This is a genomic window from Variovorax paradoxus (assembly GCA_016806145.1).
GTDB lineage: Bacteria > Pseudomonadota > Gammaproteobacteria > Burkholderiales > Burkholderiaceae_C > Variovorax.
Genome location: CP063166.1, coordinates 2,515,000 through 2,541,219 on the forward strand (window position 1 = coordinate 2,515,000; position 26,220 = coordinate 2,541,219).

Sequence of the window (26,220 nt, forward strand, 5' to 3'; positions counted from 1 at the left end):
GCGGTCGGCGCGCCGAGCGGCTAGAATCATGGGCTCCACTGTCAGTCAACAAGGGCGAGAAAGGCACTTTGGTTATGACACCGCGAACTACCCCGCAAGCCATCTGCGGTGTTTTCTTCTTCGAAGGAAGCGCCCGCTAAACCGCGCGCGCTGGTTCGAGCCAGCTTCCCTGCCACAGCAAAGCGCGGTCATCCACCGCGCTTTTTTGTTTTTCGCCCGAGGTTTTTCATGATCCACATCACGCTTCCCGACAACTCGCAGCGCGAGTATCCCGGCCCGGTCTCGGTGGCCGACGTCGCCAAGTCCATCGGCCCCGGCCTCGCCAAGATGACGGTGGCCGGCAAGGTCGACGGCCGGCTGGTCGACGCCAGCGACATCATCGACCACGATGCCAAGCTCCAGATCATCACGCCCAAGGACGACGAGGGCCTGGAGATCATCCGCCACTCGACGGCCCACCTGGTCGGCCACGCGGTCAAGCAGCTCTATCCGACGGCCCGGATGGTGATCGGCCCGGTGATCGAGGAGGGCTTCTACTACGACATCGCGTTCGAGCGCCCCTTCACGCCCGAGGACATGGCCGCGATCGAGGCGCGCATGCGCGAGCTGATCGCGCAGGACTACGACGTGGTCAAGAAGATGACGCCGCGCGCCGAGGTGATCGAGGTCTTCAAGTCGCGCGGCGAGGACTACAAGCTGCGCCTGGTCGAGGACATGCCCGACGAGCAGGCCATGGGCCTGTACTACCACCAGGAATACGTCGACATGTGCCGCGGCCCGCACGTGCCGAACACGCGTTTCCTCAAGGTCTTCAAGCTCACGAAGCTGGCCGGCGCCTACTGGCGCGGCGATGCCAAGAACGAGCAGTTGCAGCGCATCTACGGCACGGCCTGGGCCGACAAGAAGCAGCTCGACCAGTACATCCAGCGCATCGAGGAAGCCGAGAAGCGCGACCACCGCCGCCTCGGCAAGGAACTCGACCTGTTCCACATCGACGAAGTGGCGCCGGGCGTGGTGTTCTGGCATCCCAAGGGCTGGGCGGTCTGGCAGCAGGTCGAGCAGTACATGCGCGGCATCTACCGCGACACGGGCTACTGGGAAGTGAAGGGTCCGCAGATCCTCGACAAGAGCCTGTGGGAGAAGACGGGCCACTGGCAGAACTACCGCGACAACATGTTCACGACGGAGTCGGAGAAGCGCGAGTACGCGTTGAAGCCGATGAACTGCCCGGGCCACGTGCTGATCTTCAAGAGCGACCTGCGCAGCTACCGCGACCTGCCGCTGCGCTACGGCGAGTTCGGCCAGTGCCACCGCAACGAGCCCAGCGGCGCGCTGCACGGGATCATGCGCGTGCGCGGCTTCACGCAGGACGACGGCCACATCTTCTGCACGGAGGACCAGATCCTCGACGAATGCATCGCCTACACGGCGCAGCTGCAGAAGGTGTACGCGGACTTCGGCTTCACGGACATCCTCTACAAGGTCGCGACGCGGCCCGAGAACCGCGTGGGTTCGGACGAGCTCTGGGACAAGGCCGAGCACGCAGTGATGGAATCGCTGCGCCGCTCGGGCGTGGAGTTCGTGATCGCTCCGGGCGACGGCGCCTTCTATGGCCCGAAGATCGAATACACGCTGCGCGATGCGATCGGCCGTCAGTGGCAGTGCGGCACGATGCAGGTCGACTTCAACACGGCCGAGCGCCTGGGTGGCGAGTACGTGACGGAATCGAGTGGCCGCGCGCACCCGGTGATGCTGCACCGTGCGATCGTCGGCAGCCTCGAGCGGTTCATCGGCATGCTGATCGAACACCATGCCGGCGCGATGCCCGCCTGGCTCGCTCCGGTGCAGGTGGCGGTGCTCAATATCAGCGAAGGACAGGCCGATTACGCCGCGCAAGTTGCGAAAACGCTGCAAAATCAAGGGCTTAGGGTCCAGCTCGATCTGCACAACGAGAAGATTACGTATAAAATACGCAAGCATTCGTTGCAAAAGCTCCCTTACATCGTTGTCGTGGGCGACAAGGAAAAGGAAGCTGGCGCCGTCGCAGTGCGCGCCCGGGGCAACCAAGACCTCGGTGCAATGTCCCTCGAATCGTTCGCGCAACGGCTCGTCCAGGATGTTGCTGACAAGCGTTGATTTGTCGTCGAAACACCCCACATGTTTCTGCCAAATGTACCGCTTGCCCGCGAGGACTGAGCGGCTTTCGCTACTCTTTTTGTAGCAAAACTTAGAGGATACCAACCATCGCTACTGCATTTCGCGACCGCCGCCACCGCGAGGAACGCCAACATCGCCTGAACCGGGAAATCATGGCCCCGGAAGTCCGCCTGATCGGCCCGGATAACGAGCAATTGGGTGTTGTGAGTCTTGCGGAGGCCTTGCGTCTCGCCGGTGAGCAGGACGTGGATCTGGTGGAGGTCGTCGCGGCGGCCAATCCACCGGTGTGCCGCCTGATCGAGTACGGCAAGTTCAAGTACCACGAGCAGAAGAAGGCGGCCGAGGCGAAGTCCAAGCAGAAGGTCATCGAGGTCAAGGAAATCAAGTTCCGGCCCGGTACCGACGATGGCGACTACAACATCAAGATGCGCAACATCCGGCGCTTTCTTGAGGATGGCGACAAGTGCAAGATCACGCTGCGCTTCCGGGGGCGCGAGATCACGCACCAGGAACTCGGTCTGGCCCTGCTGCAGCGCATCCGCGACGAGCTCGGCGACACGATCCTCGTCGAGCAGTTTCCGAAGCTCGAAGGCCGGCAGATGATCATGATGATCGCGCCGGGCCGCAAGAAGCCCGGTGGGGCTCCGGCCAAGCCGGCGACGGAAAACGCGGCGGCACCGGCTCCGGCTGGCGCCTGAGCGAACAAAGATCCGGTCGGGTCCGGCGGTGCGAGTCGCTGGCTTGATCGGATGTGAGAATTCGAAGGGATTTCGCCGATCGCCGGCGCGCGCTGCAAGGCAAGCGCGGGCGGTGGCGGGATGAAGAAGTGTCTCGGGGCCAACAAGTCCATGGAGTTCATCCACGGCGCCTCACGAGCACAAATTAAAGGAGCATTCACATGCCCAAAATGAAGACCAAGAGCAGCGCGAAGAAACGTTTCCGCGTTCGTCCCGGTGGCACCGTCAAGCGCGGTCAAGCCTTCAAGCGTCACATCCTGACCAAGAAGACCACCAAGAACAAGCGTCACCTGCGTGGTGCGGTGTCGGTGCACGAAACCAACATGGTTTCGATGGCCGCGATGCTGCCCGGCATGGGCATTTGATCAACTGACGAACAAGGAGTACTCACATGCCTCGCGTCAAACGTGGTGTAACGGCTCGCGCCCGCCACAAGAAAGTTCTCGCACTCGCCAAGGGTTTCCGCGGTCGCCGCGGCAATGTCTTCCGCATCGCCAAACAGGCGGTGATGAAGGCAGGCCAATACGCCTACCGTGACCGCCGCACCAAGAAGCGCGTGTTCCGTCAACTGTGGATCGCGCGTATCAACGCCGCCTCGCGTGAACTGGGCCTGACCTACAGCCAGTTCGCCAACGGCATCCGCAAGGCCGGGATCGAGATCGACCGCAAGATGCTTGCGGACATCGCCGTGCACGACAAGGCCGCTTTTGCGGGCATCGTGGAGCAGGTCAAGGCCAAGCTGGCTGCTTGATTCTGCACAGCGGGTAACCGTCCCCGGACAGTTTCCTGCGCCCACGGCACAAGGGCTGGCGCTTGAAAGAGCACCAGCCCTTTTTTATTTTTCCCCCGAAGAAATCTGTTGTTGCTATGAACGAGTTGGACTCCCTGGTCGACACCGCACGTGCCGCCTTCGCGCAGGCGAAGACCCCCGCTGAGCTCGAGAACGCCAAGGCCCAGTTCCTGGGCAAGTCGGGCCGCATCACCGAGCTGATGAAGGGCATGGCCGCGCTGAGCGTCGACGAGAAGAAGTCGCGCGGTGCCGCCATCAACGTGGCCAAGCAGGCGATCGAGTCCGCCCTGAACGAACGCCGCCAGCAACTGGCCGACGAGGAACTCTCGCAGCAGCTGCGCGCCGAGGCGCTCGACGTGAGCCTGCCCGGCCGCCGCCGCATCCCCGGCGGCCTGCACCCGGTGAGCCGCACCCTCGAGCGCATCGAGGAGATCTTCTCGAGCATGGGCTTCGACGTGGCCGACGGTCCCGAGATCGAGAGCGACTGGCACAGCTTCACCTCGCTCAACAACCCGCCGAACCATCCGGCGCGTTCGATGCAGGACACCTTCTACGTCGACCTGAACGGCGAGGACGGCATCCCCTACAACCTGCGTCCGCACACCAGCCCGATGCAGGTGCGCTACGCCCACCAGCACATCAAGAAGTACGCGGCCGAGTTCGCGGCCGCGGCCGCCGACACCACCGGCACGATCAAGGCGCCCGAGATCCGCGTGATCGCGCCGGGCCGCACCTACCGCGTCGACAGCGATGCCACCCATTCGCCGATGTTTCATCAGTGCGAAGGCCTGTGGCTCGGCGAGAACGTGAGCTTCAAGGACCTCAAGGTCGTCTTCACCGACTTCTGCCGCACCTTCTTCGAGCGCGACGACCTCGTGCTGCGCTTCCGGCCGAGCTTCTTCCCGTTCACCGAACCGAGCGCCGAGATCGACATCCAGTTCCAGAGCGGCCCGCTGGCCGGTCGCTGGCTCGAGGTGTCGGGTTCGGGCCAGGTGCATCCGAACGTGGTGCGCAACATGGGCCTCGACCCCGAGCGCTACATCGGCTTCGCTTTCGGCATGGGCCCCGACCGCCTCACGATGCTGCGCTACGGCGTGAACGACCTTCGCCTGTTCTTCGACGGCGACCTGCGCTTCCTCTCGCAATTCCAGTGACCCGCTGACGCGCGAGACGAAACGAGACCTTCCACACCAGAAAAACAGATCGAGATCGAAGAGATGCAATTCCCGGAATCCTGGCTGCGCGAGTTCTGCAACCCGCCCATCGACAGCGCCGAACTGGCCGAAACGCTCACCATGGGCGGCTTCGAGGTCGAGGAGCGCCGGCCGGCGGCGCCGCCCTTCACGCGCATCGTGGTGGGCGAGATCAAGGAAGCCGTCCAGCACCCGAACGCCGACCGCCTGCGCGTGTGCCAGGTCGACGCGGGGCAGGGCGCCTTGCTCAACATCGTGTGCGGCGCGCCCAATGCGCGCGTCGGCATCAAGGTGCCGTGCGCGCTGGTGGGTGCCGAACTGCCGCCCGGCGAGGACGGCAAGCCGTTCCTGATCAAGCTCGGCAAGCTGCGCGGCGTCGAGAGCCAGGGCATGCTGTGCTCGGCGCGCGAACTGCAGCTGAGCGAAGACCACGGCGGCCTGCTCGAACTCGCGGCCGACGCGCCCATCGGCGTCGACGTGCGCGAAGTGCTCAAGCTCGACGACACGCTGCTCACGCTCAAGCTCACGCCCAACCTCGCGCACGGCCTCAGCGTGTACGGCGTGGCGCGCGAACTCGCCGCGCTGACCGGTGCGCCGCTCAAGCCGCGCACCGTGGCGCCGGTCGAGGCGGCCTTCGCCGACAAGCTCCCGGTGAAGGTCGAGGCGCCCGAGCTCTGCGGCCGCTTCTCGGGCCGCATCGTGCGCGGCGTCGACACCAAGGTCGCGACCCCGGCCTGGATGGTCGAGCGCCTCGCGCGCTGCGGCCAGCGCAGCGTGACGCCGCTGGTCGACATCTCGAACTACGTGATGTTCGAGTACGGCCAGCCCAGCCACATCTTCGACCTCGACAAGATCCACGGCGGCCTCACGGTGCGCTGGGGCAAGGCTGGCGAACAGCTCAAGCTGCTCAATGGCACCACGATCACGGTCGACGACAAGGTGGGCGTGATCGCCGACGACCGCGAAGTCGAATCGCTCGCAGGCATCATGGGTGGCGACGCCACCGCGGTCTCGGACGATACGCGCAACATCTACGTCGAGGCCGCGTTCTGGTGGCCCGAAGCGGTGCAGGGCCGCTCGCGCCGCTTCAACTTCTCGACCGACGCCGGCCACCGCTACGAGCGCGGCGTCGACCCGAGCCGCACCGTCGAGATCATCGAGCGCATCACGCAGCTGATCGTCGAGATCTGCGGCGGCCAGGCCGGCGCCATGGACGACCAGATCCTGCGCGTGCCCGAGGCGCTGCCCGTGACGCTGCGCGTGGCGCGCGCCGCGCGCGTGATCGGCATGCCGCTGACCCAGGCCCAGTGCGTGGACGCGCTGCGCCGGCTGGGCTTCGCGCTGACCGAAGGCGATGGCACGCTGACCATCGTGCCGCCGCCGCACCGCTTCGATCTGCTGATCGAGGAAGACCTGATCGAGGAGGTCGCGCGCCTGATCGGCTTCAACAACCTGCCGACCACCGCGCCGCTCGCGCCGATCACCGCGCGCGTGCGTCCCGAGGCGCAGCGCAGCCGTTTCGCGGTGCGCCGCGGCCTGGCCGCGCTGGGCTACCAGGAAACCATTAACTTCAGCTTCGTCGAAGCCGACTGGGAGAAGGAGCTCGCGGGCAACGACAACCCGGTCAAGCTGCTGAACCCGATCGCGAGCCAGATGAGCGTGATGCGTTCGTCGCTGCTCGGCTCGCTGCTGCAGGTGCTCAAGTTCAATCTCGACCGCAAGGCGCCGCGCGTGCGCGTGTTCGAGGTGGGCCGCGTGTTCCTGCGCGACGACGGCGTGGTCACCACCGACAGCACCGTGCGCGGCGTGCATCAGCCGATGCGCGTGGCCGGTCTCGCCTGGGGCGATGCCGACGAAGCGCGCTGGGACGGCAAGGCGCAGCGCGTCGACTTCTACGACGTGAAGGGCGATGTCGAGGCGCTGCTCGCGCCGCTGGTGCCGCGCTTCGAGCCTGCCGAGCATCCGGCCCTGCATCCGGGCCGCTCGGCGCGCGTGACGATCGACGGCAAGGCCATCGGCTTCGTCGGCGAGCTGCATCCGCGCTGGCGCCAGAAGTGGGACTTCGCGCAGCCCGCCGTGCTGTTCGAGCTCGACCTCGATGCGGTCACCGCGCGTCCGGTACCGGTGGCGCAGGCCGTGCCCAAGCACCAGGCGGTCGAGCGTGACATCGCGGTGGTGGTGGCCGAAGCCGTCACGCACGATGCGCTGATCGACGCCATCCGTTCGACCGGTGCCGCGCAAGGCCTGCTGCGCGACGCGGTGCTGTTCGACATCTACCGCCCGCAGCCCGCGCGCGACGGCACGGTGGCCGCGGCCGGTGGCCTGCAGCCCGGCGAGAAGAGCATGGCGGTGCGCCTGAGCTTCCAGGGCGACAGCGCCACCCTGACCGACGAGCAGGTCGAGCCGGCCGTGCGCGCCATCGTCGATCAACTGGCCGCGAAGGTGGGCGGACGCCTGAGAGGATGACCCGAATGAATGCCGTCGAATTCACGCTCGAAGCACTCGAGACGCCCGCGCTCACCAAGGCGCATCTGGCCGACCTGCTGTTCGAGCAGATCGGCCTGAACAAGCGCGAGTCCAAGGACATGGTCGAGGCCTTCTTCGACCTGGTCGCCAACAGCCTGATCGAAGGCACGGACGTGAAGATCTCGGGCTTCGGCAACTTCCAGATCCGCGTGAAGGCGCCGCGTCCGGGCCGCAATCCGCGCACCGGCGAAGCCATTCCGATCGGCGAGCGGCGCGTCGCGACCTTCCACGCGAGCGCGAAGCTCAAGGAACAGATTCACGGGAACATCGATCCGAACGCCTCTCCCGAGGTCGAGTGGAGCCTGGGTTCCGAATAAGGCTTGTTCGTGCGCGCTTCCGTGGAGTAACCTCTGAGGTTTGCCGCGCGCAGAGTTGATTTCAATGGAGAACATGGCCGACAAGGCACTCCCGCCCATCCCCGTCAAACGCTACTTCACCATCGGTGAGGTCGGCGAACTCTGTGGGGTGAAACCGCATGTGCTGCGCTACTGGGAGCAGGAGTTCACGCAGTTGCGCCCGATGAAGCGGCGCGGCAACCGGCGCTACTACCAGCACCATGAAGTGCTGATGATCCGCCGCATCCGCGACCTGCTCTACGACCAGGGCTTCACGATCAGCGGTGCGCGCAACAAGCTGCAGGAACTGGTGCAGCACGAACGCGACCGTCGCAAGGCGGGCGAGGTTCCGCTCGAGGGCATGGAGGCCGTCGAGATCGATCACGAGGCGTTCGAGGCCGCGCTGCACGACGAAGAAGCCACGCCGAGCGCGGCCCGCAGCGTCGACCTGTCGCAGTTGTTGCAGCTTCGCCGCGAGCTTTTTGAAATTCGTGAGTTGCTGACCGTCGGACGCTGAAAAGAGAAGGCTATAATCGAGAGCTTCGGTGTGTGGCGCAGCCTGGTAGCGCACTTGCATGGGGTGCAAGGGGTCGAAGGTTCGAATCCTTTCACACCGACCAACAATCATCGCGAGATGGAACAACGGGTCAGAGCCACAAGCTCTGACCCGTTTTTTTTTGTCGTGTTCGAGACGTGCTCGTTTCGTAGAGCCGCGATCAACCGCGCGATGAATCCGGCGCGCTCAGCTCGCCGTTCCACGAATTGAAGAGGTAGCCGTCCGTCGCATCCTGCAGCGTCGCCTGCACCTCGATCAGCGTGTTGATCTCGTCCAGCGTCTCGTCGAGGTCGTCGATGTCGATCTCGAAACGGGCATTGCATCTGCGCATGGCGGCGGCATGCGCCGTACCTTCTGCGATCTCGATGGCTTCCGCGTTCACGTGCGGCGCGGCGGACAGCCTGATCCGTAGGGCGGGGCCGTCGTCTTCCCACTGGACGACGAGCGCGTCGCCGTCGGCGGCGACGTCCAGGCCTTGCTCGGTCAGCAGTCGCGCGGCCTCGTTCAGATCGGGGCTGGAGGCGCTCGATGCGAAGAAGACCATGGAGACGTCGTCGGCCATAGGCGGATGTTCCTCGGGACCTGAATGAGAAGCGGCCATTGTGCCGGCCCGACCGGGCCACTACTCGAGGACTACGCCGTCGCGCGGACCTCGAAGAAGGCCTCGTCCGTATCGCCCAGATCCCGGAAGCCCGCGGTCCTGGCCGTGTCGTAGGCCTTGGCCCAGCGGCGCGCGAGCGCGATGTCGGCCTTCGAGAGTTCGTTCTCGCTCGATTCGCTCGCGTTCTGGAAAGCGCGCAGCGCCGGCAGTACCTCGCTGCCCAGTTGGCGCTCGAGCTCGCGCTGGAAACGCCGCTGCGCTAGGCCGATGGCTTCGTCGGTGGCGTGTGCATAGTCGGCGAGGAGCACCTCGTAACCGGCGTGAGGCTCGGTATCCGGCTCCGCGGAAGACCGTGCTGGCCCTGCTTTCTGCCGCGCCGGCGGTGCTTCTTCGAAAGGCTCGGGATGGGCGCCATCGACGATGGCCGGTTGATGGAACAGCTCAACTTGGGTCATGGCAAGAATCGGCGTGGAAATACTGTTTGAATATACAGTGATTTCGCCGCGAGCAGGTGTCCGAAAAGCGTGACGCCGATTCATGCCGCCTGAAGCCGCGCGCCCGCTTCATATCGCCGCCATCCCTTACCTGCCGTGACAACTCCGCCGATGCCTGACATGTTCCTGAGACCTTGTCGCGAGAATAATCCCGCACTCAAGAAAAAAATGGACATCCGATGCAGCACATCGAAATCCTCAAGAAGGACGGCATCGTTGCACGCCGCCACATCCAGGACCCGGAAAATGGCGAATGGCCCGCGTGGGTGACTTTCGAGAAGGAAGGCCAGGCATCTCGGCGCATCCGCCACGGCATCGGCACCTTCAGGTCCGAGGAAGAGCTTCTCTCGAATTGCGTCGCCTTCGCCCATCGCATGATCGACGAGGGAAAGACGGGCTTTCGCCTCTGAGCGGCGGGGCCTCGACGCCGGGCCCTCGCACTCCCAGGCTGCGCCCGCGTTCGCGGCGTCGCGCCTGGCGCATCACCGTTGCGCCGCGCCTCTCAGAGGCTGCCGAAACCCGTCTGTCCGATGACGACGTGCTCGCGCTGAGCACGAGGCTTCGGCTGCCGTCGCGGCTTCTCCGCCCGCAGGATGGCCAGCATGGCCATGAGGGCGGCGCCAGCACCAATGCCGGCGATGAAAACGAAAGCGATGAAGAAAGGGTCGGATGCTCGCATGCGGTCCTAACGTAAGTTCGCACCCCACGGTTTACAGGGGGTTACACCTACACGTTGTACCGCAAGCCAGCAGGGACCGGAAGAGCAGAGCTCCCACCCGTGACTGGCGTGCTACAGAAGCCTTGCCTGCTTGGGGCGGGCTCGGCGCGGAAGCTTCCTGCTGCCCAGGCTCGTCAGGGCCCGTTCGACGGCCCTTTGCGGCAACAGCTGCGACTTGCCGCAGTTCCCGCAGCGGTAGGGTTTCAACCACGGGAAGAAGCGCATCCAGGCCTGTTGCGGGGCGCTGTTCAGATGCTCGATGCTGCAAGGGCAGGGCGAAAACGGGTTGGCCATGAGATCCCCGGCGAGGGCGCGGTGTTGCGTGGTCCCTGGGCGGCTCTCCGGCCATCCGCCGGGAATTGTTGCAGTGCATTGTTAAGTCTCTCTTAGAGGCGCCCGCTGCCATCAGGCCCGTCCTTCCCGGTTCGAGCGCATCGGCGCCATGCGCCCCCGCACCAGGCTGCGCCAGGCCCATTCGAGCGGGCCGAGCCGGTAGCGTCGCAGCCACCAACAGCTCGCGGCGGCCTGCAGCGCCAGGATCGCCATGCAGGCGATGGCCATGCCCGCCACGCCGAACTTCGGGCACAGGCCCGGGCCGACGCCGTAGAAGAGGCTCAGGCCCGCCAGCAGTTGCACGACGCCGTTGCTCCAGGCCATGCGCCCGAGCGGTGTCAGCTTGCGCAGCCGGCGCCGCCAGGCGGTGCGCTGGAACAGCAGCACGAAGGCCGCGATGCAGAAAAGCGCCGCGGCCGCGTGGAGCAGGCCGGCCGTGAATCGACCGGCCGGAACCTGCGACGCGAGCAGCCAGCCCGTCGCGAGGCTCGCCAGCGGCAGCCAACGCCAGAACCGTCGATGGGCCACCGACTGCCGCAGCACCTGCGCATGGCCGAAGACCAGGCCGGCCAGCAGTCCCGCCAGCACGAGGAGCGGCCACGAGACGGCGGCGCCCGCGAAGTCGGACGGCGCGAAGCCGCGCAGGGCCACGGCCGGCGCGCCGAACAACGCAAAGCCGCGCAAGGCATCGACCAGTTCGAGCCGGCGCGGTCTGGCGTCTTGCGCGATGGCGGCAGGCCCAGCGATCGACCAGGTCGAGGCAAGAGGAAGAGACGGCGTGGCGAGTCCGAGGGTCATCGATGTGCGGCAGGATCTGCGAAGCGATGGAGGGAACCCGGTGCGGCGCGGCAGGCCGCCAGGTGCGGGACGCGGCAGCCGTGGGAGAGAGGCGCGTCGGCCCCGATGCTAGGCAGGCGCATTGCCTCAACATTACGCAGGCTGCATGGGGTCGCCGCCTCGTGGTAGAAACCGCCGCCCGCATCGCCTTCCGGTGCGGCCATCCCCTTGCCACATCCCTCCGCTTCGCCCGCCACCTTGCCCGCAGGCCGCATCGGCCGCGCCTGGCCGATCGCCTTCTGGGTCACGCTCGGCTTCGCGCTGCTGCTGGGCGGCTGCGCGGGCCTGCCCACCGAGGTCGCGCGCCGGTCGTCGGTGACGATCCCGAACGGCGCCGACACCACGCTCGGCCGCCTCGTGACGGCGACCGCGCCGCGCGGCGAAGACGAGCCGCTCAGCGGCTTCCGCCTGCTGCCGATGGCGCAGTTCTCGCTGCATGCGCGCATCGAACTGATCCGCCGCGCCGAGCGTTCGATCGACGTGCAGTACTACCTGGTGCAGAACGACGAGACCGGCCGCTACCTGCTGCGCCACCTGCGCGATGCGGCGAAGCGCGGCGTGCGCGTGCGCCTGCTGGTCGACGACCTCTACACGGCCGGCGCCGATCCGCTGTTCCTGGGCCTGGCCGCACATTCGAACGTCGAGGTGCGGATGTTCAATCCCTTTCCCGCCGGGCGCGAGCACTTCGGCACGCGCTGGACCGCGTCGCTGCTCGACTTCAACCGCGTTCACCGCCGCATGCACAACAAGCTGTTCGTGGTCGACGACACGATGGCGGTGATGGGCGGGCGCAACATCGCCAACGAGTACTTCCTGCGCGACGGCGGCTCGAACTTCATCGACATCGACACGCTGGTGGCCGGGCCCGTGGTCCACAAGCTCTCGTCGCTGTTCGACATCTACTGGAACAGCCCCTACGTCTATCCGATCGAGTCGCTGGTGTCGGCCGACGGCGCCTCGCCGCAGGCACTGCGCTCGCGCTTCGACGAGCTCACGAGCGGGCCGGGCACGCCCGAGCCCGAGCAACCCTCGGCCACCGACCTGCTGGGCCACCATCCGCTGGCGGCCGACCTCGACGCGGGCCAGCTGCAACTGGCCTGGGCGCGCGCAGAGGCCTACGCGGACGCGCCCGCGAAGGCGCTGGCACCCGAGGAGAGCCGCGGCGCGCCGGCCGACGTCTCGCCCGACAGCGTGCAGTTCAACCTGCAGCGCCATCTGCGCGGCGCGCGCACCGAGATCATGCAGACCACGCCCTACCTGATCCCGGGCCGCGGCGGCATGGAAACCATCCGGCATGTTCGCGGCAACGGCGTGGGCTACATCATGGTCACCAACTCGCTGGCGGCCACCGACGAGTCGCTGGTGCACATCGGCTACCGCCGCTACCGCGCCGAGATGCTGCGCCTGGGCGTGGCGCTCTACGAGCTCAGTCCCAAGCGGGTCGAGCAGAGCCGGCGCTTCGGCATGTACGAGACCTCGAGCGGCCGGCTGCACGGCAAGTCGGCGGTGATCGACGGGCGCACGGTCTTCATCGGCTCGATGAACTTCGATCCGCGCTCGGTGCTGCACAACACCGAGATCGGCCTGTTCATCTTCAGCCCGCAGATCGCGCAGCAGCTCAACAGCCTGATCGGCTTCATCCGGCTCGACGGCGCCTACCAGCTGCAGCTCGGGCCGCGCGGTGGCATCGAATGGGTGAGCCCGGCCGCGGGCGATGGCGCCGACACCATCCTGCACACCGAGCCGGAGACGAATTTCTGGGCGCGCTGGCGGCTCGAGCTGCTCGCGCCGCTGGTGCCCGAGAGCCTGCTGTGAGGCCCGCCTACTGCTGCAGGCGGCCGCTCAGGTAGGGCTCGGGATCGACGGCCACGCCGTTCTTGCGGATCTCGAAACGCAGCTTCACGCGGTTGGCGTCACCGCCCGATCCCATCTCGGCGATCTTCTCGCCCTGGCGCACCACCGCGCCTTCCTTCACGAGGATGGTGCTCGCGTGGGCATAAGCGGTGAGGAAGGTGTCGTTGTGCTTGACGATGACCATGTTGCCGTAGGCCGCGAGCTCGTTGCCCACGTACACCACGCGGCCGTCGGCCGAGGCCACGATCGGGTCGCCGAGGTTGCCGGCGATGTCCACGCCCTTGTTGCGCACGCCGTCGAAGCGGCCGATGGTGGTGCCGGCGGCGGGCCGGATGAACAAGGCCTGGCGCTGCGGCGGCGGGGTCGCGGTGCGGCCGGGCTGCTGCATGGGCGGCAGCGGCGTGGTCGTGCAGGCGGCGATGCCGGCGGCGAGCAGCGCCGCGGCGCCGATTCGGAAAACAAAAGTCTGAAGGTGCATGGCGCTCGGTTGGAACGGGGACGTTCTGAAGGGTTCCCTCGGATCCCGGGGCCGTGCGGCCCGGTCGGTCGATGCTAGCAAAGTCGTCGGACGCTTCCCTCCAGGCCGGCAGGGATTTGGCGCGCGCGAACGATCGCGCGGCCTCGGGCGATCACTTCAGCGGGATCGGCGTGCCGCGGTCGATCGGCACCGCGGTGACGCTGTTCTTCGGCGAGCCGTCGATCAGCAGGTCGGAGTAGGTGAGGTAGACCAGCGTGTTGCGCCGCGCGTCGACCATGCGCACCACGCGCAGCCGCTTGAACAGCACCGACAACCGTTCGCTGTAGACCTCCTCGCGCTTGGGCAGCGGCTGCGTCACGTTCACCGGGCCGACCTGGCGGCAGGCGATCGAGGCCTCGGCCTTGTCCTCGGCCACGCCGAAGGCGCCCGCGATGCCGCCGGTCTTGGCGCGCGAGACGTAGCAGGTCACGCCGTTGACCTTGGGGTCGTCGTAGGCCTCGATCACGATCTTGTGGTCGGGGCCGATCAGCTTGAAGGCGGTGTCGACCTCGCCCACGGTCTCGGCGCGCGCCGCGGTGGCGGCCAGCAGGGTGGCGGCGAACGCGAGCGCCGCGCCGCGTCGAAGGGAGATGGCGTGCTTCATCGGGTCAGACGATGTCGATCGTGTGGACGCGGTCGAAGCTGCCGCGGCGCCGATCCTCGAAGTAGTGCTGCAGCGCCTCGCGCACCGTGCGAAAGGCGATCTCGTCCCAGGGAATCTCGTCCTCGGCGAAGAGCTTCGCCTCGATGGTCTCGTGGCCCGGATCGAAGCGGTCGTTCAGCAGACGCGCACGGTAGAACAGGTGCACCTGCCCCACGCGCGGCACGCTCATCACGGCGAACAGGCCCTCGATCTCGAAATTCGCACCGGCTTCCTCGTCGGTCTCGCGCGCCGCGCCCTGGGCCGTGGTCTCCTCGAGCTCCATGAAGCCTGCCGGCAGCGTCCACTTGCCCCAGCGCGGCTCGATGTTGCGCTTGCACAGCAGCACCTTGTCGCCGAGCACGGGGATGGTCCCCACCACGTTGAGCGGGTTCTCGTAGTGGATCGTGTTGCAGGCCGGGCAGACGGCGCGTTCCTTGGTGTCGCCGTCGTCGGGCACGCGGTAGACCACCGCGGTGCCGCAGTTCTTGCAATGCTTGATGGGGATGCGCAGCAGCATGGGGCGGGCGTGCTCGCGGCCTCAGACGATCTTGACGGTCAGCACGGGCAGGCCGGCGACTTCGCCCACCAGCGTGTCGCCCGCGACCACCGCCGCCACGCCTTCGGGCGTGCCGCTGTAGATCAGGTCGCCGGGTTGCAGCTCCCAGGCGGCCGACAGGTGCTCGATTGTCTCGGCCACGTTCCAGATCAGCTTGCTCACGTTGCTGCGCTGGCGATCGCTGCCGTTCACCTGCAGCGAGATCTCGGCCTTCTCCGCGTCGCCGGCCTGCGCCACCGGCACGATCGGGCCGATCGGCGCGCTCTGTTCGAAGCCCTTGCCGATGTCCCAGGGGCGGCCCTGCTTCTTCATCTCGTTCTGCAGGTCGCGGCGGGTCATGTCCAGGCCCACGGCGTAGCCGAAGATGTGCTTGTGCGCGTCGGCGGCCGAGATGTTCTTGCCGCCGGTGCCGATCGCCACCACCAGTTCGATCTCGTGGTGCAGGTTCTTGGTCAGCGTGGGGTAGTCCACGGTGCCGGTCTGGCCGGCCTCGACCACCACGGCGGCGTCGGCCGGCTTCATGAAGAAGAACGGCGGTTCGCGGCCGGTGAAGCCCATTTCCTTGGCGTGATCTTCGTAATTGCGGCCCACGCAGTAGATGCGGTGCACCGGGAAGCGGGCGGTCTGTCCGACGACGGGAACGGAAACGGTCGCGGGCGGGGCGAAGACGAACTCGGAGGCCATGGAAAAGTATCCTTTGGAGGCGAAGCGGGAGAGGGGGAAGCCGGCAGTGTGCCAGAGGCGCCGGCCGGCCGCCGGGGCGCCGAGGGCGGCCATCGGGGTATGCGGGCCGAGGTGCCGCGTTCAGGGCGCAGAATACGGCCCGTTTTCCGCCCCCGACCGCTTCGCTCCTCCTCATGCCCCTTCGATTCGGAAAAGCCGGCAAGGCCCAGGCCTGCAACGATCTCGGCAACACGCGCCAGGACGATGGCGACGAGGACGGCGCGCTGCAGGCCTATGCCGAGGCCAGCAGCCACCGTCCCGACTGGGCCGTGCCCTGGTACAACGCCGGCCTGATCCACAAGTACCGCGGCGACTGGGCCGCCTCGCTCGAGGCCAATGCGCGCGCCGTGCAGTGCGACCCGGGCAACGAGGGCGCGGTCTGGAACCTCGGCATCGCCGCCACCGCGCTCGGCGACTGGGCCACGGCGCGGCGCGCCTGGCGCCTCTACGGCATTCCGCTGGCCGAGGGCGAGGGCCCGGTCGACCATTTCGCCGGCCTGGCGCCGATCCGCGTGCATGGCGACGAGGCCAGCGAGGTGCTGTGGGCCGACCGCATCGATCCCGCGCGCGCGATCCTGCGCAACGTGCCCTTGCCCAGCTCGGGCCACCGCTACGGCGATCTCGTGCTGCACGACGGCGCGCCCAACGGCTACCGGCTGCACCAGGGGCGCGAGGTGGCGGTGTTGGACGCGCTCGCGCTGATCGCGCCCTCCGACTACGCCACCTTCGAGCTCTGGATCGAGGGAGCGTCGCAGGAAGAGGTAGACACCCTGATCGCGCGCTTCCATGAAGCCGGCGACGGCGCCGAGAACTGGAGCCTGGGCATTCGCATGCTCTGCGCGGCCTGCTCCGAAGGCCGGCCGTACGGGGACGGCGAAGGCCACGAACATCCGGCCGACCAGACCGTGGGCCCGCGCGGGCCCTGGCGCCTGGGCCTGGCCGCGCGCGGGGAGAGCGCCGCGCGCGCCCCGCTCGACGCCTGGCAACGGGAACATCCCGCGGCCACCCTTCGCGACCTGCGCTGCGTGCTTGCCGCAGTGCCCCGCTCCTGAATCGCACCGACGCTATCCTCGAAACCATGACCATGAAGCTGCACAACTACTTCCGCTCCTCCTCCTCGTTCCGCGTTCGCATCGCGCTCAACCTCAAGGGGCTCGACTACGAATACATCCCCGTGCACATCGCGCGCGGCGAGCACCGCACCGGTCCGTACGCGGCGATCTCGGCCGACAACCTGGTGCCGCTGCTCGAGGATGACGGCGAGCGCTTCTCGCAGTCGCTGGCGATCATGGAGTACCTCGACGAGGTGCATCCCGAGCCGCCGCTGCTGCCGAGCGATCCCGCGGGCCGCGCCCATGTGCGCGCGCTGGCGCAGTCGATCGCCTGCGAGATCCATCCGCTGAACAACCTGCGCGTGCTCAAGTACCTCGTGAAGGACCTGAAGCTCGACGAGGAAGCCAAGAACGCCTGGTACCGCCACTGGGTGCGCGACGGCATGCTGGCCTTCGAGCGCCAGCTCGCACAGCAGCCCGCCAGCACCTTCTGCTGGGGCGACAAGCCCACCCTGGCCGACTGCTGCCTGGTGCCGCAGGTCTTCAACGGCCGCCGCTTCGACTGCGACTTCAGCGGCCTGCCGCGCAGCATGGCGGCCTTCGACGCCTGCATGCAGCTCGACGCCTTCCAGCGCGCGCAGCCCTCGCAGTCGCCCGACGCGGAGGCCTGATGGCGCTGCCCTGGCTGGTGCCCGACTGGCCGGTGCCGGCCCACGTGCGCGCCGTCTGCACCACGCGCGAGGGTGGTGTTTCGCAGGGGCCCGAGGGGCGTTACGCCAGCCTCAACCTCGGCGACCACGTCGGCGACGACGCGGCCCATGTCGCGGCCAACCGCGCGCGGCTGCGCGAGGCGATCGGCGCGCGGCCGGTGTTCCTGCAGCAGGTGCACGGCACGGGCGTGGTGTCGCTCGACGCGGCGGGCGTGGCCGACGGCACCGCGGCCGATGCCTGCACCGCCACGGTGGCGGGCGCGGCCTGCACGATCATGGTCGCCGACTGCCTGCCGGTGCTGTTCTGCGATACCGAGGGCCGGCGCGTGGCGGCCGCCCATGCGGGCTGGCGCGGGCTCGCGGGCGGGGTGCTGGAGCAGGCCTTCCGCGCCTTCGAGGACGACGGGCAGTCCGGCGGCGACGTCATCGCCTGGCTCGGCCCCTGCATCGGCCCGTCGGCCTTCGAGGTCGGCGCCGAGGTCAAGGCCGCCTTCGAGGCCCATGCGCCCGAGGCCGCCGGCTGCTTCCGGCCGGGCGCCGCGCCGGGCAAGTGGCTGGCCGACCTGCCCGCGCTCGCGCGTCAGCGGCTGCGCGCGCTCGGCATCGAGCGGATCCACGGCAACGACGGCGGCGATGCCTGGTGCACCGTGCGCAATGCCTCAGGGTTCTTTTCGCACCGGCGCGACGGGGTCAGCGGGCGTTTCGCCGCGCTGGTCTGGAAGGTCTGAATGCCCGGCCTGCGCCGCCAGCTCCTCGGCGGCCGCGCGCCGCGCCGCCTCCTGCGCGGCCCGTTCCTTTTCCTTCAGCGCCCGGCGCCGCGCGGGCGTGCTCATCAGGTAAACCACCAGTGCCACGGGTGCGAGCCCGTACAGTAGAAAGGTGATGATGGCGCCGAGCACGGTGCCGGTGGTGTTGGTGGCCTCGGCCACCGCCATCATCAGCACCACGTAGAGCCAGCCGATCACGACGAGATGAATGAACATTGGGGAAGGAGAGCGGGGCGAACGAAAGAGGAAGTAAAGCGTGTTTCCACACCGGCCGTGCGATGACGGCCACCGGGGTCCGGACCGCGCCGGCGCGGCGTTGTGAGCGTCTTGCGAATGCAGCATACTCAAACGACGCAAAGCCATCCGGATCGATTTCAGGCGAGGAGCAGGAGACACCATGACGAAAGCAACGGGGGCCGACGCGTTCGAACCCTTTCAACAGGCGCTCACCCAGGGGTGGCGCAAGGCGCTGGAGTCCTTCCAGCAGCCGACCGGGCAGGGCGCCTGGACCGGCAATGGCAAGCCCCTATGGCAGATGCCCGAAATGCCCGGCATCCCCGGCATGCCCCCCCTGGGCACGATGCCGGAATTGCCCAAGTTCTCGATCGATCCCGCGGCACTGCAGGCCATCCAGCAGCAGTACCTCGCGGAAGCCACCGCGCTCTGGGGCCAGGGCTTCGGCGCCAAGCCCGAGGGCGACCGACGCTTCGCCGGCGAGGCCTGGAGCGGCAACCCGCTGTCGGCCTTCTCGGCCGCGATCTACCTGCTCAACGGCCGCACGCTGCTGAAGATGGCCGAGGCCATCGATGCCGACGAGAAGACCAAGGCGCGGCTGCGCTTCGCGGTCGAGCAGTGGATGGCCGCTTCTTCGCCGAGCAATTCGCTGGCCTTCAATGCCGAGGCGCAGAAGAAGGCGATCGACACCCAGGGCGAGAGCATCGCCAAGGGCATTCAGAACCTGCTGCACGACGTGCGCCAGGGCCACCTGAGCATGACCGACGAGAGCGCCTTCGAAGTGGGGCGCAACGTCGCCACCACCGAGGGCGCGGTGGTGTTCGAGAACGCGTTCTTCCAGCTGCTCGAATACAAGCCCCTGACCGCCAAGGTCTACGAGCGCCCGTTCCTGCTGGTGCCGCCGTGCATCAACAAGTTCTACATCCTCGACCTGCAGCCCGAGAACTCGCTGATCCGCTATGCCAACGAGCAGGGTCACCGCGTGTTCGTGGTGAGCTGGCGCAATCCCGACGAATCGCTCGCGCAGGCGACCTGGGACGACTACATCGAGCAGGCCGCGATCGAGGCCATCCACCGCGTGCAGGAGATCAGCGGCAGCCCGCAGATCAACACGCTGGGCTTCTGCGTCGGCGGCACCATCCTGTCGACCGCGCTCGCGGTGCTGGCCGCGCGCGGCGAGGAACCGGCCGCCTCGGTCACGCTGCTGACCACCTTCCTCGACTTCAGCGACACCGGCATCCTCGACATCTTCGTCGACGAGCCCATGGTGCAGTACCGCGAGATGCAGCTCGGCAAGGGCGGCCTGCTGCCCGGCGGCGACCTGGCTTCCACCTTCAGCTTCCTGCGTCCCAACGACCTGGTCTGGAACTACGTGGTGGGCAACTACCTCAAGGGCGAGACCCCGCCGCCCTTCGACCTGCTCTACTGGAACAGCGACGCCACCAACCTGCCGGGCCCGTTCTACGCCTGGTACCTGCGCAACACGTACCACGAGAACAAGCTGGCCGAGCCCGACGCGCTCACGGTCTGCGGCGAGAAGATCGACCTGCGCCGCATCGACATCCCGGCCTATATCTACGGCTCGCGCGAGGACCACATCGTGCCGATCGGCGGCGCCTACGCCTCGACCCAGATCCTGCCGGGCAAGAAGCGCTTCGTGATGGGCGCCTCGGGCCACATCGCGGGCGTGATCAACCCGCCGGCCAAGAACAAGCGCAGCCACTGGATCCGCGCCGATGGCAAGCTGCCGAAGACGCAGGCCGAATGGCTGGCCGGCGCGCAGGAGCATCCGGGCAGCTGGTGGACCGACTGGTCCCAGTGGCTCAAGGGCCACGCGGGCAAGCAGATCCCCGCGCCCAAGACCTACGGCAAGGGCAAGGCCTACCAGGCCATCGAGCCCGCGCCAGGCCGCTACGTCAAGGCCCGGGCCTGACGCCCCGCATTCGCGAATTTCAAATCACCTCAACGGAGAACCTCATGGAAGACATCGTCATCGTTTCGGCCGCGCGCACCGCCGTCGGCAAGTTCGGCGGCTCGCTCGCCGGCATCGCGGCCACCGAACTGGGCGCCATCGTCATTAAGGAAGTGATCGCGCGTGCCAACCTCACGCCCGAGCAGGTCGGCGAAGCCATCATGGGCCAGGTGCTCGCGGCCGGTGCCGGCCAGAATCCCGCGCGCCAGGCGTGGCTCAAGAGCGGCGGTGCCAAGGAAACGCCCGCGCTCACCATCAACGCCGTCTGCGGCTCGGGCCTGAAGGCCGTGATGCTCGCGGCCCAGGCGGTCGCCACGGGTGACAGCGACATCGTCGTGGCCGGCGGCCAGGAGAGCATGAGCCTCGCGCCGCACGTGCTGCCGAACTCGCGCAACGGCCAGCGCATGGGCGACTGGAAGCTGGTCGACACCATGATCGTCGACGGCCTGTGGGACGTCTACAACCAGTACCACATGGGCATCACGGCCGAGAACGTGGCCAAGAAGTACGGCATCGACCGCGCCGCGCAGGACGAACTGGCGCTCGCCAGTCAGACCAAGGCCGCCGCCGCGCAGGACGCCGGCAAGTTCAAGGACGAGATCGTTCCCGTCACCATTCCGCAGAAGAAGGGCGACCCGGTCGTCTTCGACAAGGACGAGTTCATCAACCGCAAGACCAGCGCCGAAGGCCTGGCCGGCCTGCGCCCCGCCTTCGACAAGGCCGGCGGCGTGACCGCGGGCAATGCCTCGGGCCTGAACGACGGCGCCGCCGCCGTGCTCGTCATGACCGCCAAGAAGGCGGCCGCCCTCGGCCTCAAGCCGCTGGGCCGCATCGCCAGCTACGCCACCGCCGGCCTCGACCCCGCGATCATGGGCATGGGCCCGGTGCCGGCGTCGACCAAGGCGCTGCAGCGCGCCGGCTGGAAGGCCGCCGACCTCGACCTGCTCGAGATCAACGAAGCCTTCGCCGCGCAGGCCTGCGCCGTGAACAAGGAAATGGGCTGGGACATCAACAAGGTCAACGTCAACGGCGGCGCCATCGCCATCGGCCATCCGATCGGCGCGTCGGGCTGCCGCATCCTGGTGACGCTGCTGCACGAGATGCAGCGCCAGAACGCCAAGAAGGGCATCGCCTCGCTGTGCATCGGCGGCGGCATGGGCGTCGCGCTCACCATCGAGCGCTGACCCCTCGGCGCGCCGTCGTCGTCGCTCAGAGCGACATCGACGGCCGCTGCGCCATCGCCGCGCGCCAGCGCACCAGCTCGGGGTGCTGTTCCCCGGGCTTCACGCGCACGATGCGCGCGAAATCCACCGCCACCACGGCGGTGATGTCGGCCAGGCTGAAGCGGTCGGTCGCGATGAACTCGCGGCCGGCCAGCCGGTCGTTCAAGGTCTCGAAGAAATGCTGCACCCGCGCCAGCCCGCGCTGCGCGAGCTCGGGGATCTGCGCATAGTTCACCGGGCCCGGCAGCGCGCGGTCGGCCATGGCCGGCGAGCCGTTGCGCAGGGTCTCGGCGATCGCCAGCAGCCCTTCAAATTCCACGCGCCAGTGCCAGCTCGCGACCTCCGCCTTCTCAGCCGGCGTACGGCCCATCAGCGGCGGCTCGGGATGGCGCGCCTCGGCCCAGGCCGCGATGGCGGCGTTGTCGGTCAGCAGGCCGTCTTCGGCGGTGCGCAGCGCGGGCACCGTGCACTGCGGATTGATGGCGCGATAGGCCTCGCCCAATTGCTCACCACGAACCAGGTCGACCTGCACCGTCTCGTGGGCAATGCCCTTCTCGGCCAGCAGGATGCGCGCGCGGCGCGGACTCGGCGCGGTGGCGCAGTCATAGAGAATGTTCATCGTCTGTCCAACTCCTGGAACTCATTGCATGAATGGCACGACCGCCTATACGCCGCCCACTGTCTGGTCCTGGAACAAGGAAAGCGGCGGCCGCTTCGCGAACATCAATCGCCCGATCGCGGGTGCCACCCATGAGAAGGACCTGCCGGTGGGACGGCATCCGCTGCAACTCTATTCGCTGGCGACGCCCAACGGCGTGAAAGTGACGGTGATGCTCGAGGAACTGCTGGCGCTGGGCCACGCGGGCGCCGAGTACGACGCCTGGCTGATCCGCATCAGCGAGGGCGACCAGTTCGGCAGCGGCTTCGTGGCCGTCAATCCCAACTCCAAGATTCCCGCGCTGCTGGACCGCGGCGGCGCCACGCCGATCCGCGTCTTCGAGTCGGGCGCGATCCTGCAGTACCTGGCCGAGAAGTTCGGCAATGCCTTCCTGCCGACCGAGCGCGCGGCGCGCGCCGAATGCCTGTCGTGGCTGTTCTGGCAGATGGGCAGCGCGCCCTACCTGGGCGGCGGCTTCGGCCACTTCTATGCTTACGCGCCGACCAAGATCGAGTACGCGATCGACCGCTTCGCGATGGAGGTCAAGCGCCAGCTCGACGTGCTCGACCGCCGGCTGGCCGAGAGCCGCTACCTGGCGGGCGACGACTACACCATTGCCGACATCGCGGTCTGGCCCTGGTACGGCGCGCTCGCCAAGGGGCAGCTCTACGAATCGGGCGAGTTCCTGCAGGTGAGCGAATACCAGAACGTGCTGCGCTGGAACGACGAGATCGCGCAGCGCCCCGCGGCGCAGCGCGGCCGCATGGTCAACCGCGCCTGGGGCCAGCCCGAGAGCCAGCTGCACGAGCGCCACGACGCGGCCGACTTCCAGACCCGCACGCAGGACAAGCTCGACGCCAACGCGGGCTGAGCCTGTTCATCTTGTACACCGCCCGTTTTTTGAGCAAAGTGTGGATTCCCTTTATAAAACAACGACTTAAATTCGTTTTACAAGGCTCCACATGAGTTGTCCCCAAAGTTGTGCACAGAAAGTGGGGATGAAGCGGCGGAACTCAGAAGTCGCGCGCAAGTAGGCGCAGTCCCACGGAAAAGCGCCCTCAGGCGCCGGCCGCATCGGCCGCGTAGTGGCGGCACAGCGTGTCCACCAGCGCCTGCGCATACACCGGCAGCGCCGCGCGTTCCCTCACCAGCAGATAGCGCTCGCGCACGCACCAGGCGTCGCTGAGCTCGATCAGCGCGAGCTTCATGCCCTCCTGGTTGCGGCGCGCGGCCGACTCGGGCACGACGCCGATCCCCACGCCGCTGCCGATCATCCGGCACATGGCGTCGAAGCTGCCGAGCTGGATCCGCAGCTTCTGGCGCTTGCCGATGCGGTCCGTGACCTGTCCCAGGAACGCCTGCAGCGTGCTGCCCTGCTGCATGCCGATGGCGTCCTCGTCGAGCGTCTCGGCGAAGGCGATGGTGCGCAGCCGAGCGAAGCGGTGCTGGCGCGAGGTCACGAGCACCAGCCGGTCGGTGCTGAAGTGGATCGATTCCAGGCCCAGGGTGTCGACGCTGCCCGCCACGATGCCGATGTCGGCGCGCCCGTCGCGCACACCGCGCGGTATCTGAGCGTTCGGTTTTTCCTGAAGGTCGACGTTGATGCGCGGATTGGCGGCGAGGAAGGCCGGCAGGATCTCGGGCAGGAAGTCGGTCACGGCCGTGGTGTTGGCGAACACGCGCAGGTGGCCGCGCAGGCCGCCGCCGTATTCGAGCAGGTCGGAGCGCAACTGGTCGGTCTGGTTCAGCAGCAGCCGCGCGTGATGCAGGAAGGCCTCGCCCGGCGGCAGCAGGCGCACGCCGCGGGCCTCGCGCTGCAGGAGCTGCAGGCCGGCCTGGTTCTCGAGCGCCTTGATGCGCGCACTCGCCGCGGCCAGCGACAGGTGCTGCCGGTCGGCCGCGCGCGTGAGGCTGCCGAGCTCGGCCGTGGCCACGAACAGGCGCAGGTCGGTGAGGTCGAAGAGCATGGCCCGATGGTAGCCGTCGACCGCGAGGCTTCGGTCAGACCGAAGGCTGGGTTCCGAAATCGGAGATTGCGCCAGGGCGCGGGCCCGGCGCACCATGCGCCATGGCCGGGGAGCACCGCGGCCTTCACGACACACCGGAGACAGGCATGGCTTCTCGCGCAACGGCGCTTTCTTCTTCTCTTTTCTCGTGGTTCGCCGCGGCATTGATCGCCGTGCTGTCGACCGGCGCCTCGGCGCAGCCAGCGGCCAGCACCTATCCCACGCGTCCCGTCACCCTGATCGTGCCGCAGGCCGCGGGCGGCACCAACGACATCGTCGGCCGACTCGTGGGCCAGAAGCTCGGCGAGCTGCTCGGCGTCGGCGTGGTGGTCGACAACCGCCCCGGCGCGGGCGGCAACATCGGCACGCAGCTCGCGGCCAAGGCGCCGAAGGACGGCCAGACCCTGCTGATGACCATCAGCAGCAGCCAGGCGATCAACCCGGCGCTCTACCGCAACCCGGGCTTCGATCCCGAGAAGGACTTCAGGCCCGTGGGCCTGATCGGCGCCGTGCCCAATGTGCTGCTGGTCAACCCCGGTTTTCCCGCCAAGACCCTGCCCGAACTTCTGGCGCTCGCGCGGCAGAAGGGCGCGCACTACCAGTACGCCTCGGCCGGCAACGGCACGCTCAACCACCTGCTCGGCGAGATGCTCAACAGCATGGGCGGCATCTCGCTCGAGCACGTGCCCTACAAGGGCGTGGCGCCGGCCATCAACGACGTGCTCGGCGGCCAATTGCCGATCGTGTTCGCGAGCCTGCCTTCGGCGCTGCCGCACATCAAGGCCGGCAAGCTGCGCGCGCTGGCCGTCAGCGGCGCGAAGCGTTCGCCGGCGCTGCCCGACGTGCCCGCCATCGCCGAGGCGGTGCCGGGCTACGACGGCACGCTGTGGATCGGCCTGTTCGCGCCCGCCGGCGTGCCGAGCGAGGTGCTCACGAAGCTGCAGGACACCATGCACAAGGCGCTGGCCGCGAAGGACCTGCGCGAGAAGCTCGAGCAGCAGGGCGTGGAGGTCGCGCCGCCGACCTCGCCCGAACAGTTCGCGGCGCTGCTGCACGACGACCTCGGCAAGTGGGCGCGCATCGTCAAGCAATCGGGCGCCTCGGTCGATTGACCCGGATTCAGGAGAACGGATGACCCCACACGACACCCCCGCCATCGACGCCGCCGCGCTCGCCGGCCTGCAGGCCTGGCAGGGCCGCAGCGAAAGCCTGCACGACCAGATCGTCGCGAGTCCGGTGCGCGCGCTCTCGGCCACGCTCGACCGCGACGATCCCGCGCCGGCTGCCGGCACGCCGCTGCCCGCGCTGTGGCACTGGCTCTATTTCCTGCCGCACCACCGGCAGTCCGAGATCGGCCCCGACGGCCATGCCAAGCGCGGCGGCTTCCTGCCGCCGGTGCCGCTGCCGCGCCGCATGTGGGCCGGCGGCCGGCTGCGCTGGGAGGCCGGCAATCCGCTGACCGTGGGCGATACGGTGGAGCGGCGCTCGACCATCGTCTCGGTCGAGCACAAGACCGGCCGCAGCGGCGAGCTGGTGTTCGTGCTGGTGCGCCACGAGGTGCACAACGCGCGCGGCCTCGCGCTGACCGAGGAACACGACATCGTCTACCGCGCCGCGCCGCAACCCGGCGAGGCCGCGCCGCCGCCCAAGGCCGCACCGAGGGACGCCGCCTTCAGCCGCGACATCGTGCCCGACGACGTGCTGCTGTTCCGCTACTCGGCGCTGACCTTCAACGGCCACCGCATCCACTACGACCGGCGCTACGTCACCGAGGTCGAGGGCTATCCGGGCCTGATCGTGCACGGCCCGCTGATCGCGACCCTGCTGGTCGACCTGCTGCGCCGGCACACGGGCGACGCGCCGCTCGCGCGCTTCGAGTTCCGCGCCGTGCGGCCCACCTTCGACATCGCGCCGTTCCGCGTGCATGGCAAGCCGGGCGCCGACGGCGGGAGCTTCGCGCTCTGGGGCGAGGACGCCGAGGGCTGGCTCACGATGCAGGCCACCGCGGTGCTGGCCTGAGCTTCTTCT

Annotated in this window: 29 protein-coding genes and 1 tRNA gene; 19 read left to right on the forward strand and 11 right to left on the reverse strand. The window is 67.9% G+C overall.

Annotated elements, in window-relative coordinates; genetic code table 11:
• Nucleotides 1–228 precede the first annotated feature (228 nt).
• The 9 genes from thrS to INQ48_11570 all read left to right on the forward strand — a co-directional run bounded on the left by thrS (nt 229) and on the right by INQ48_11570 (nt 8,358).
• A complete protein-coding gene (thrS, locus tag INQ48_11530; GenBank protein QRF59803.1) occupies nt 229–2,136 on the forward strand; it encodes a threonine--tRNA ligase in 1,908 nt (635 codons plus the stop codon).
• 98 nt (nt 2,137–2,234) lie between these two features.
• On the forward strand, nt 2,235–2,855 hold the full coding sequence (gene infC, locus INQ48_11535) for a translation initiation factor IF-3 (protein ID QRF60701.1): 621 nt from the start codon (nt 2,235–2,237) through the stop codon (nt 2,853–2,855).
• Nucleotides 2,856–3,055: 200 nt separating this feature from the next.
• Nucleotides 3,056–3,259, forward strand: coding sequence for a 50S ribosomal protein L35 (rpmI, locus tag INQ48_11540; GenBank protein QRF59804.1), 204 nt, complete (start codon nt 3,056–3,058; stop codon nt 3,257–3,259).
• A 26-nt stretch (nt 3,260–3,285) separates the two neighbouring features.
• Complete coding sequence (rplT, locus tag INQ48_11545; protein QRF59805.1) at nt 3,286–3,645, forward strand: 50S ribosomal protein L20; 360 nt, start codon at nt 3,286–3,288, stop codon at nt 3,643–3,645.
• A gap of 116 nt (nt 3,646–3,761) precedes the next feature.
• Nucleotides 3,762–4,838, forward strand: a complete 1,077-nt coding sequence (pheS, locus tag INQ48_11550) for a phenylalanine--tRNA ligase subunit alpha (protein ID QRF59806.1) — start codon at nt 3,762–3,764, stop codon at nt 4,836–4,838.
• Between the two features lie 63 nt (nt 4,839–4,901).
• Entirely contained in the window at nt 4,902–7,343 is a 2,442-nt protein-coding gene (locus INQ48_11555; GenBank protein QRF59807.1) for a phenylalanine--tRNA ligase subunit beta, read from the forward strand.
• Between the two features lie 5 nt (nt 7,344–7,348).
• Nucleotides 7,349–7,720 (forward strand): integration host factor subunit alpha, encoded by a 372-nt coding sequence (locus INQ48_11560; GenBank protein QRF59808.1) that lies wholly within the window; start codon nt 7,349–7,351, stop codon nt 7,718–7,720.
• 64 nt (nt 7,721–7,784) lie between these two features.
• The gene (locus tag INQ48_11565; GenBank protein QRF59809.1) at nt 7,785–8,255 is read left to right on the forward strand and encodes a MerR family transcriptional regulator; all 471 of its coding nucleotides are present in this window, start codon (nt 7,785–7,787) and stop codon (nt 8,253–8,255) included.
• Nucleotides 8,256–8,281: 26 nt separating this feature from the next.
• A tRNA-Pro gene (locus tag INQ48_11570) sits at nt 8,282–8,358 on the forward strand.
• A gap of 96 nt (nt 8,359–8,454) precedes the next feature.
• Here the strand turns inward: INQ48_11570 and INQ48_11575 are convergent.
• Nucleotides 8,455–8,856 (reverse strand): hypothetical protein, encoded by a 402-nt coding sequence (locus INQ48_11575; protein QRF59810.1) that lies wholly within the window; start codon nt 8,854–8,856, stop codon nt 8,455–8,457.
• Between the two features lie 71 nt (nt 8,857–8,927).
• The gene (locus INQ48_11580) at nt 8,928–9,203 is read right to left on the reverse strand and encodes a hypothetical protein (protein ID QRF60702.1); all 276 of its coding nucleotides are present in this window, start codon (nt 9,201–9,203) and stop codon (nt 8,928–8,930) included.
• A gap of 365 nt (nt 9,204–9,568) precedes the next feature.
• On the opposite strand from INQ48_11580, the gene INQ48_11585 reads away from it, so the two are divergent.
• Nucleotides 9,569–9,799 (forward strand): hypothetical protein, encoded by a 231-nt coding sequence (locus tag INQ48_11585; GenBank protein QRF59811.1) that lies wholly within the window; start codon nt 9,569–9,571, stop codon nt 9,797–9,799.
• A 92-nt stretch (nt 9,800–9,891) separates the two neighbouring features.
• Here INQ48_11585 and INQ48_11590 read toward each other — a convergent pair whose 3' ends face one another.
• Both INQ48_11590 and INQ48_11595 read right to left on the reverse strand, forming a co-directional pair.
• Nucleotides 9,892–10,068 (reverse strand): hypothetical protein, encoded by a 177-nt coding sequence (locus INQ48_11590; protein ID QRF59812.1) that lies wholly within the window; start codon nt 10,066–10,068, stop codon nt 9,892–9,894.
• Nucleotides 10,069–10,512: 444 nt separating this feature from the next.
• Complete coding sequence (locus tag INQ48_11595; GenBank protein QRF59813.1) at nt 10,513–11,238, reverse strand: DUF418 domain-containing protein; 726 nt, start codon at nt 11,236–11,238, stop codon at nt 10,513–10,515.
• Nucleotides 11,239–11,475: 237 nt separating this feature from the next.
• On the opposite strand from INQ48_11595, the gene INQ48_11600 reads away from it, so the two are divergent.
• Nucleotides 11,476–13,092 carry a phospholipase D family protein gene (locus tag INQ48_11600; GenBank protein ID QRF60703.1) on the forward strand — a complete coding sequence of 539 codons (1,617 nt, stop codon included), beginning with the start codon at nt 11,476–11,478 and terminating at the stop codon, nt 13,090–13,092.
• A 7-nt stretch (nt 13,093–13,099) separates the two neighbouring features.
• Here INQ48_11600 and INQ48_11605 read toward each other — a convergent pair whose 3' ends face one another.
• The 4 genes from INQ48_11605 to INQ48_11620 all read right to left on the reverse strand — a co-directional run bounded on the left by INQ48_11605 (nt 13,100) and on the right by INQ48_11620 (nt 15,531).
• Nucleotides 13,100–13,609: a peptidoglycan DD-metalloendopeptidase family protein gene (locus INQ48_11605; protein ID QRF59814.1), complete on the reverse strand. Its 510-nt coding sequence runs from the start codon at nt 13,607–13,609 to the stop codon at nt 13,100–13,102.
• A 151-nt stretch (nt 13,610–13,760) separates the two neighbouring features.
• Nucleotides 13,761–14,252, reverse strand: coding sequence for a CreA family protein (locus INQ48_11610; GenBank protein QRF59815.1), 492 nt, complete (start codon nt 14,250–14,252; stop codon nt 13,761–13,763).
• Nucleotides 14,253–14,256: 4 nt separating this feature from the next.
• Nucleotides 14,257–14,808 carry an NUDIX hydrolase gene (locus INQ48_11615; GenBank protein ID QRF59816.1) on the reverse strand — a complete coding sequence of 184 codons (552 nt, stop codon included), beginning with the start codon at nt 14,806–14,808 and terminating at the stop codon, nt 14,257–14,259.
• 21 nt (nt 14,809–14,829) lie between these two features.
• Nucleotides 14,830–15,531 (reverse strand): fumarylacetoacetate hydrolase family protein, encoded by a 702-nt coding sequence (locus tag INQ48_11620; protein ID QRF59817.1) that lies wholly within the window; start codon nt 15,529–15,531, stop codon nt 14,830–14,832.
• A gap of 173 nt (nt 15,532–15,704) precedes the next feature.
• Between INQ48_11620 and INQ48_11625 the strand changes: the two genes are divergently transcribed.
• Genes INQ48_11625 through pgeF form a run of 3 tightly spaced genes read left to right on the forward strand, consistent with a single transcriptional unit; the run spans nt 15,705 to nt 18,060 of the window.
• Nucleotides 15,705–16,622 (forward strand): tetratricopeptide repeat protein, encoded by a 918-nt coding sequence (locus tag INQ48_11625; protein QRF59818.1) that lies wholly within the window; start codon nt 15,705–15,707, stop codon nt 16,620–16,622.
• Nucleotides 16,623–16,654: 32 nt separating this feature from the next.
• Entirely contained in the window at nt 16,655–17,293 is a 639-nt protein-coding gene (gene maiA, locus INQ48_11630; protein QRF60704.1) for a maleylacetoacetate isomerase, read from the forward strand.
• A complete protein-coding gene (gene pgeF, locus INQ48_11635; GenBank protein QRF59819.1) occupies nt 17,293–18,060 on the forward strand; it encodes a peptidoglycan editing factor PgeF in 768 nt (255 codons plus the stop codon). Before maiA ends, pgeF begins: the two co-directional genes overlap by 1 nt.
• Here pgeF and INQ48_11640 read toward each other — a convergent pair.
• Nucleotides 17,992–18,315 (reverse strand): hypothetical protein, encoded by a 324-nt coding sequence (locus INQ48_11640; GenBank protein QRF59820.1) that lies wholly within the window; start codon nt 18,313–18,315, stop codon nt 17,992–17,994. The two genes, pgeF and INQ48_11640, sit on opposite strands and share 69 nt — an antisense overlap.
• 181 nt (nt 18,316–18,496) lie before the next feature.
• Here INQ48_11640 and phaC point away from each other — a divergent pair, with 181 nt between their 5' ends.
• Both phaC and INQ48_11650 read left to right on the forward strand, forming a co-directional pair.
• Complete coding sequence (gene phaC, locus INQ48_11645; GenBank protein QRF59821.1) at nt 18,497–20,266, forward strand: class I poly(R)-hydroxyalkanoic acid synthase; 1,770 nt, start codon at nt 18,497–18,499, stop codon at nt 20,264–20,266.
• 44 nt (nt 20,267–20,310) lie between these two features.
• Complete coding sequence (locus INQ48_11650; protein ID QRF59822.1) at nt 20,311–21,489, forward strand: acetyl-CoA C-acetyltransferase; 1,179 nt, start codon at nt 20,311–20,313, stop codon at nt 21,487–21,489.
• A 25-nt stretch (nt 21,490–21,514) separates the two neighbouring features.
• Here INQ48_11650 and INQ48_11655 read toward each other — a convergent pair whose 3' ends face one another.
• Nucleotides 21,515–22,147 (reverse strand): glutathione S-transferase N-terminal domain-containing protein, encoded by a 633-nt coding sequence (locus INQ48_11655; GenBank protein QRF59823.1) that lies wholly within the window; start codon nt 22,145–22,147, stop codon nt 21,515–21,517.
• A 28-nt stretch (nt 22,148–22,175) separates the two neighbouring features.
• Here INQ48_11655 and yghU point away from each other — a divergent pair, with 28 nt between their 5' ends.
• Nucleotides 22,176–23,057, forward strand: a complete 882-nt coding sequence (yghU, locus tag INQ48_11660) for a glutathione-dependent disulfide-bond oxidoreductase (protein QRF59824.1) — start codon at nt 22,176–22,178, stop codon at nt 23,055–23,057.
• Nucleotides 23,058–23,244: 187 nt separating this feature from the next.
• Here yghU and INQ48_11665 read toward each other — a convergent pair whose 3' ends face one another.
• Entirely contained in the window at nt 23,245–24,153 is a 909-nt protein-coding gene (locus tag INQ48_11665) for a LysR family transcriptional regulator (protein QRF59825.1), read from the reverse strand.
• A 146-nt stretch (nt 24,154–24,299) separates the two neighbouring features.
• On the opposite strand from INQ48_11665, the gene INQ48_11670 reads away from it, so the two are divergent.
• On the forward strand, nt 24,300–25,304 hold the full coding sequence (locus INQ48_11670; protein QRF59826.1) for a tripartite tricarboxylate transporter substrate binding protein: 1,005 nt from the start codon (nt 24,300–24,302) through the stop codon (nt 25,302–25,304).
• Nucleotides 25,305–25,323: 19 nt separating this feature from the next.
• Nucleotides 25,324–26,211 (forward strand): MaoC family dehydratase N-terminal domain-containing protein, encoded by an 888-nt coding sequence (locus INQ48_11675; protein ID QRF59827.1) that lies wholly within the window; start codon nt 25,324–25,326, stop codon nt 26,209–26,211.
• Nucleotides 26,212–26,220 lie beyond the last annotated feature (9 nt).

Coding starts and splice junctions, on each gene's coding strand:
- maiA (QRF60704.1), top strand. CDS start 16,655: ATGAAGCTGCACAACTACTTCCGCTCCTCCTCCTCGTTCCGCGTTCGC.
- INQ48_11565 (QRF59809.1), top strand. CDS start 7,785: ATGGAGAACATGGCCGACAAGGCACTCCCGCCCATCCCCGTCAAACGC.
- INQ48_11675 (QRF59827.1), top strand. CDS start 25,324: ATGACCCCACACGACACCCCCGCCATCGACGCCGCCGCGCTCGCCGGC.
- thrS (QRF59803.1), top strand. CDS start 229: ATGATCCACATCACGCTTCCCGACAACTCGCAGCGCGAGTATCCCGGC.
- INQ48_11605 (QRF59814.1), bottom strand. CDS start 13,609: ATGCACCTTCAGACTTTTGTTTTCCGAATCGGCGCCGCGGCGCTGCTC.
- INQ48_11560 (QRF59808.1), top strand. CDS start 7,349: ATGAATGCCGTCGAATTCACGCTCGAAGCACTCGAGACGCCCGCGCTC.
- INQ48_11590 (QRF59812.1), bottom strand. CDS start 10,068: ATGCGAGCATCCGACCCTTTCTTCATCGCTTTCGTTTTCATCGCCGGC.
- INQ48_11595 (QRF59813.1), bottom strand. CDS start 11,238: ATGACCCTCGGACTCGCCACGCCGTCTCTTCCTCTTGCCTCGACCTGG.
- INQ48_11625 (QRF59818.1), top strand. CDS start 15,705: ATGCCCCTTCGATTCGGAAAAGCCGGCAAGGCCCAGGCCTGCAACGAT.
- pheS (QRF59806.1), top strand. CDS start 3,762: ATGAACGAGTTGGACTCCCTGGTCGACACCGCACGTGCCGCCTTCGCG.
- rplT (QRF59805.1), top strand. CDS start 3,286: ATGCCTCGCGTCAAACGTGGTGTAACGGCTCGCGCCCGCCACAAGAAA.
- pgeF (QRF59819.1), top strand. CDS start 17,293: ATGGCGCTGCCCTGGCTGGTGCCCGACTGGCCGGTGCCGGCCCACGTG.
- yghU (QRF59824.1), top strand. CDS start 22,176: ATGAATGGCACGACCGCCTATACGCCGCCCACTGTCTGGTCCTGGAAC.
- INQ48_11555 (QRF59807.1), top strand. CDS start 4,902: ATGCAATTCCCGGAATCCTGGCTGCGCGAGTTCTGCAACCCGCCCATC.
- INQ48_11640 (QRF59820.1), bottom strand. CDS start 18,315: ATGTTCATTCATCTCGTCGTGATCGGCTGGCTCTACGTGGTGCTGATG.
- rpmI (QRF59804.1), top strand. CDS start 3,056: ATGCCCAAAATGAAGACCAAGAGCAGCGCGAAGAAACGTTTCCGCGTT.
- phaC (QRF59821.1), top strand. CDS start 18,497: ATGACGAAAGCAACGGGGGCCGACGCGTTCGAACCCTTTCAACAGGCG.
- INQ48_11650 (QRF59822.1), top strand. CDS start 20,311: ATGGAAGACATCGTCATCGTTTCGGCCGCGCGCACCGCCGTCGGCAAG.
- INQ48_11620 (QRF59817.1), bottom strand. CDS start 15,531: ATGGCCTCCGAGTTCGTCTTCGCCCCGCCCGCGACCGTTTCCGTTCCC.
- INQ48_11575 (QRF59810.1), bottom strand. CDS start 8,856: ATGGCCGACGACGTCTCCATGGTCTTCTTCGCATCGAGCGCCTCCAGC.
- INQ48_11670 (QRF59826.1), top strand. CDS start 24,300: ATGGCTTCTCGCGCAACGGCGCTTTCTTCTTCTCTTTTCTCGTGGTTC.
- INQ48_11665 (QRF59825.1), bottom strand. CDS start 24,153: ATGCTCTTCGACCTCACCGACCTGCGCCTGTTCGTGGCCACGGCCGAG.
- INQ48_11585 (QRF59811.1), top strand. CDS start 9,569: ATGCAGCACATCGAAATCCTCAAGAAGGACGGCATCGTTGCACGCCGC.
- INQ48_11615 (QRF59816.1), bottom strand. CDS start 14,808: ATGCTGCTGCGCATCCCCATCAAGCATTGCAAGAACTGCGGCACCGCG.
- INQ48_11610 (QRF59815.1), bottom strand. CDS start 14,252: ATGAAGCACGCCATCTCCCTTCGACGCGGCGCGGCGCTCGCGTTCGCC.
- INQ48_11655 (QRF59823.1), bottom strand. CDS start 22,147: ATGAACATTCTCTATGACTGCGCCACCGCGCCGAGTCCGCGCCGCGCG.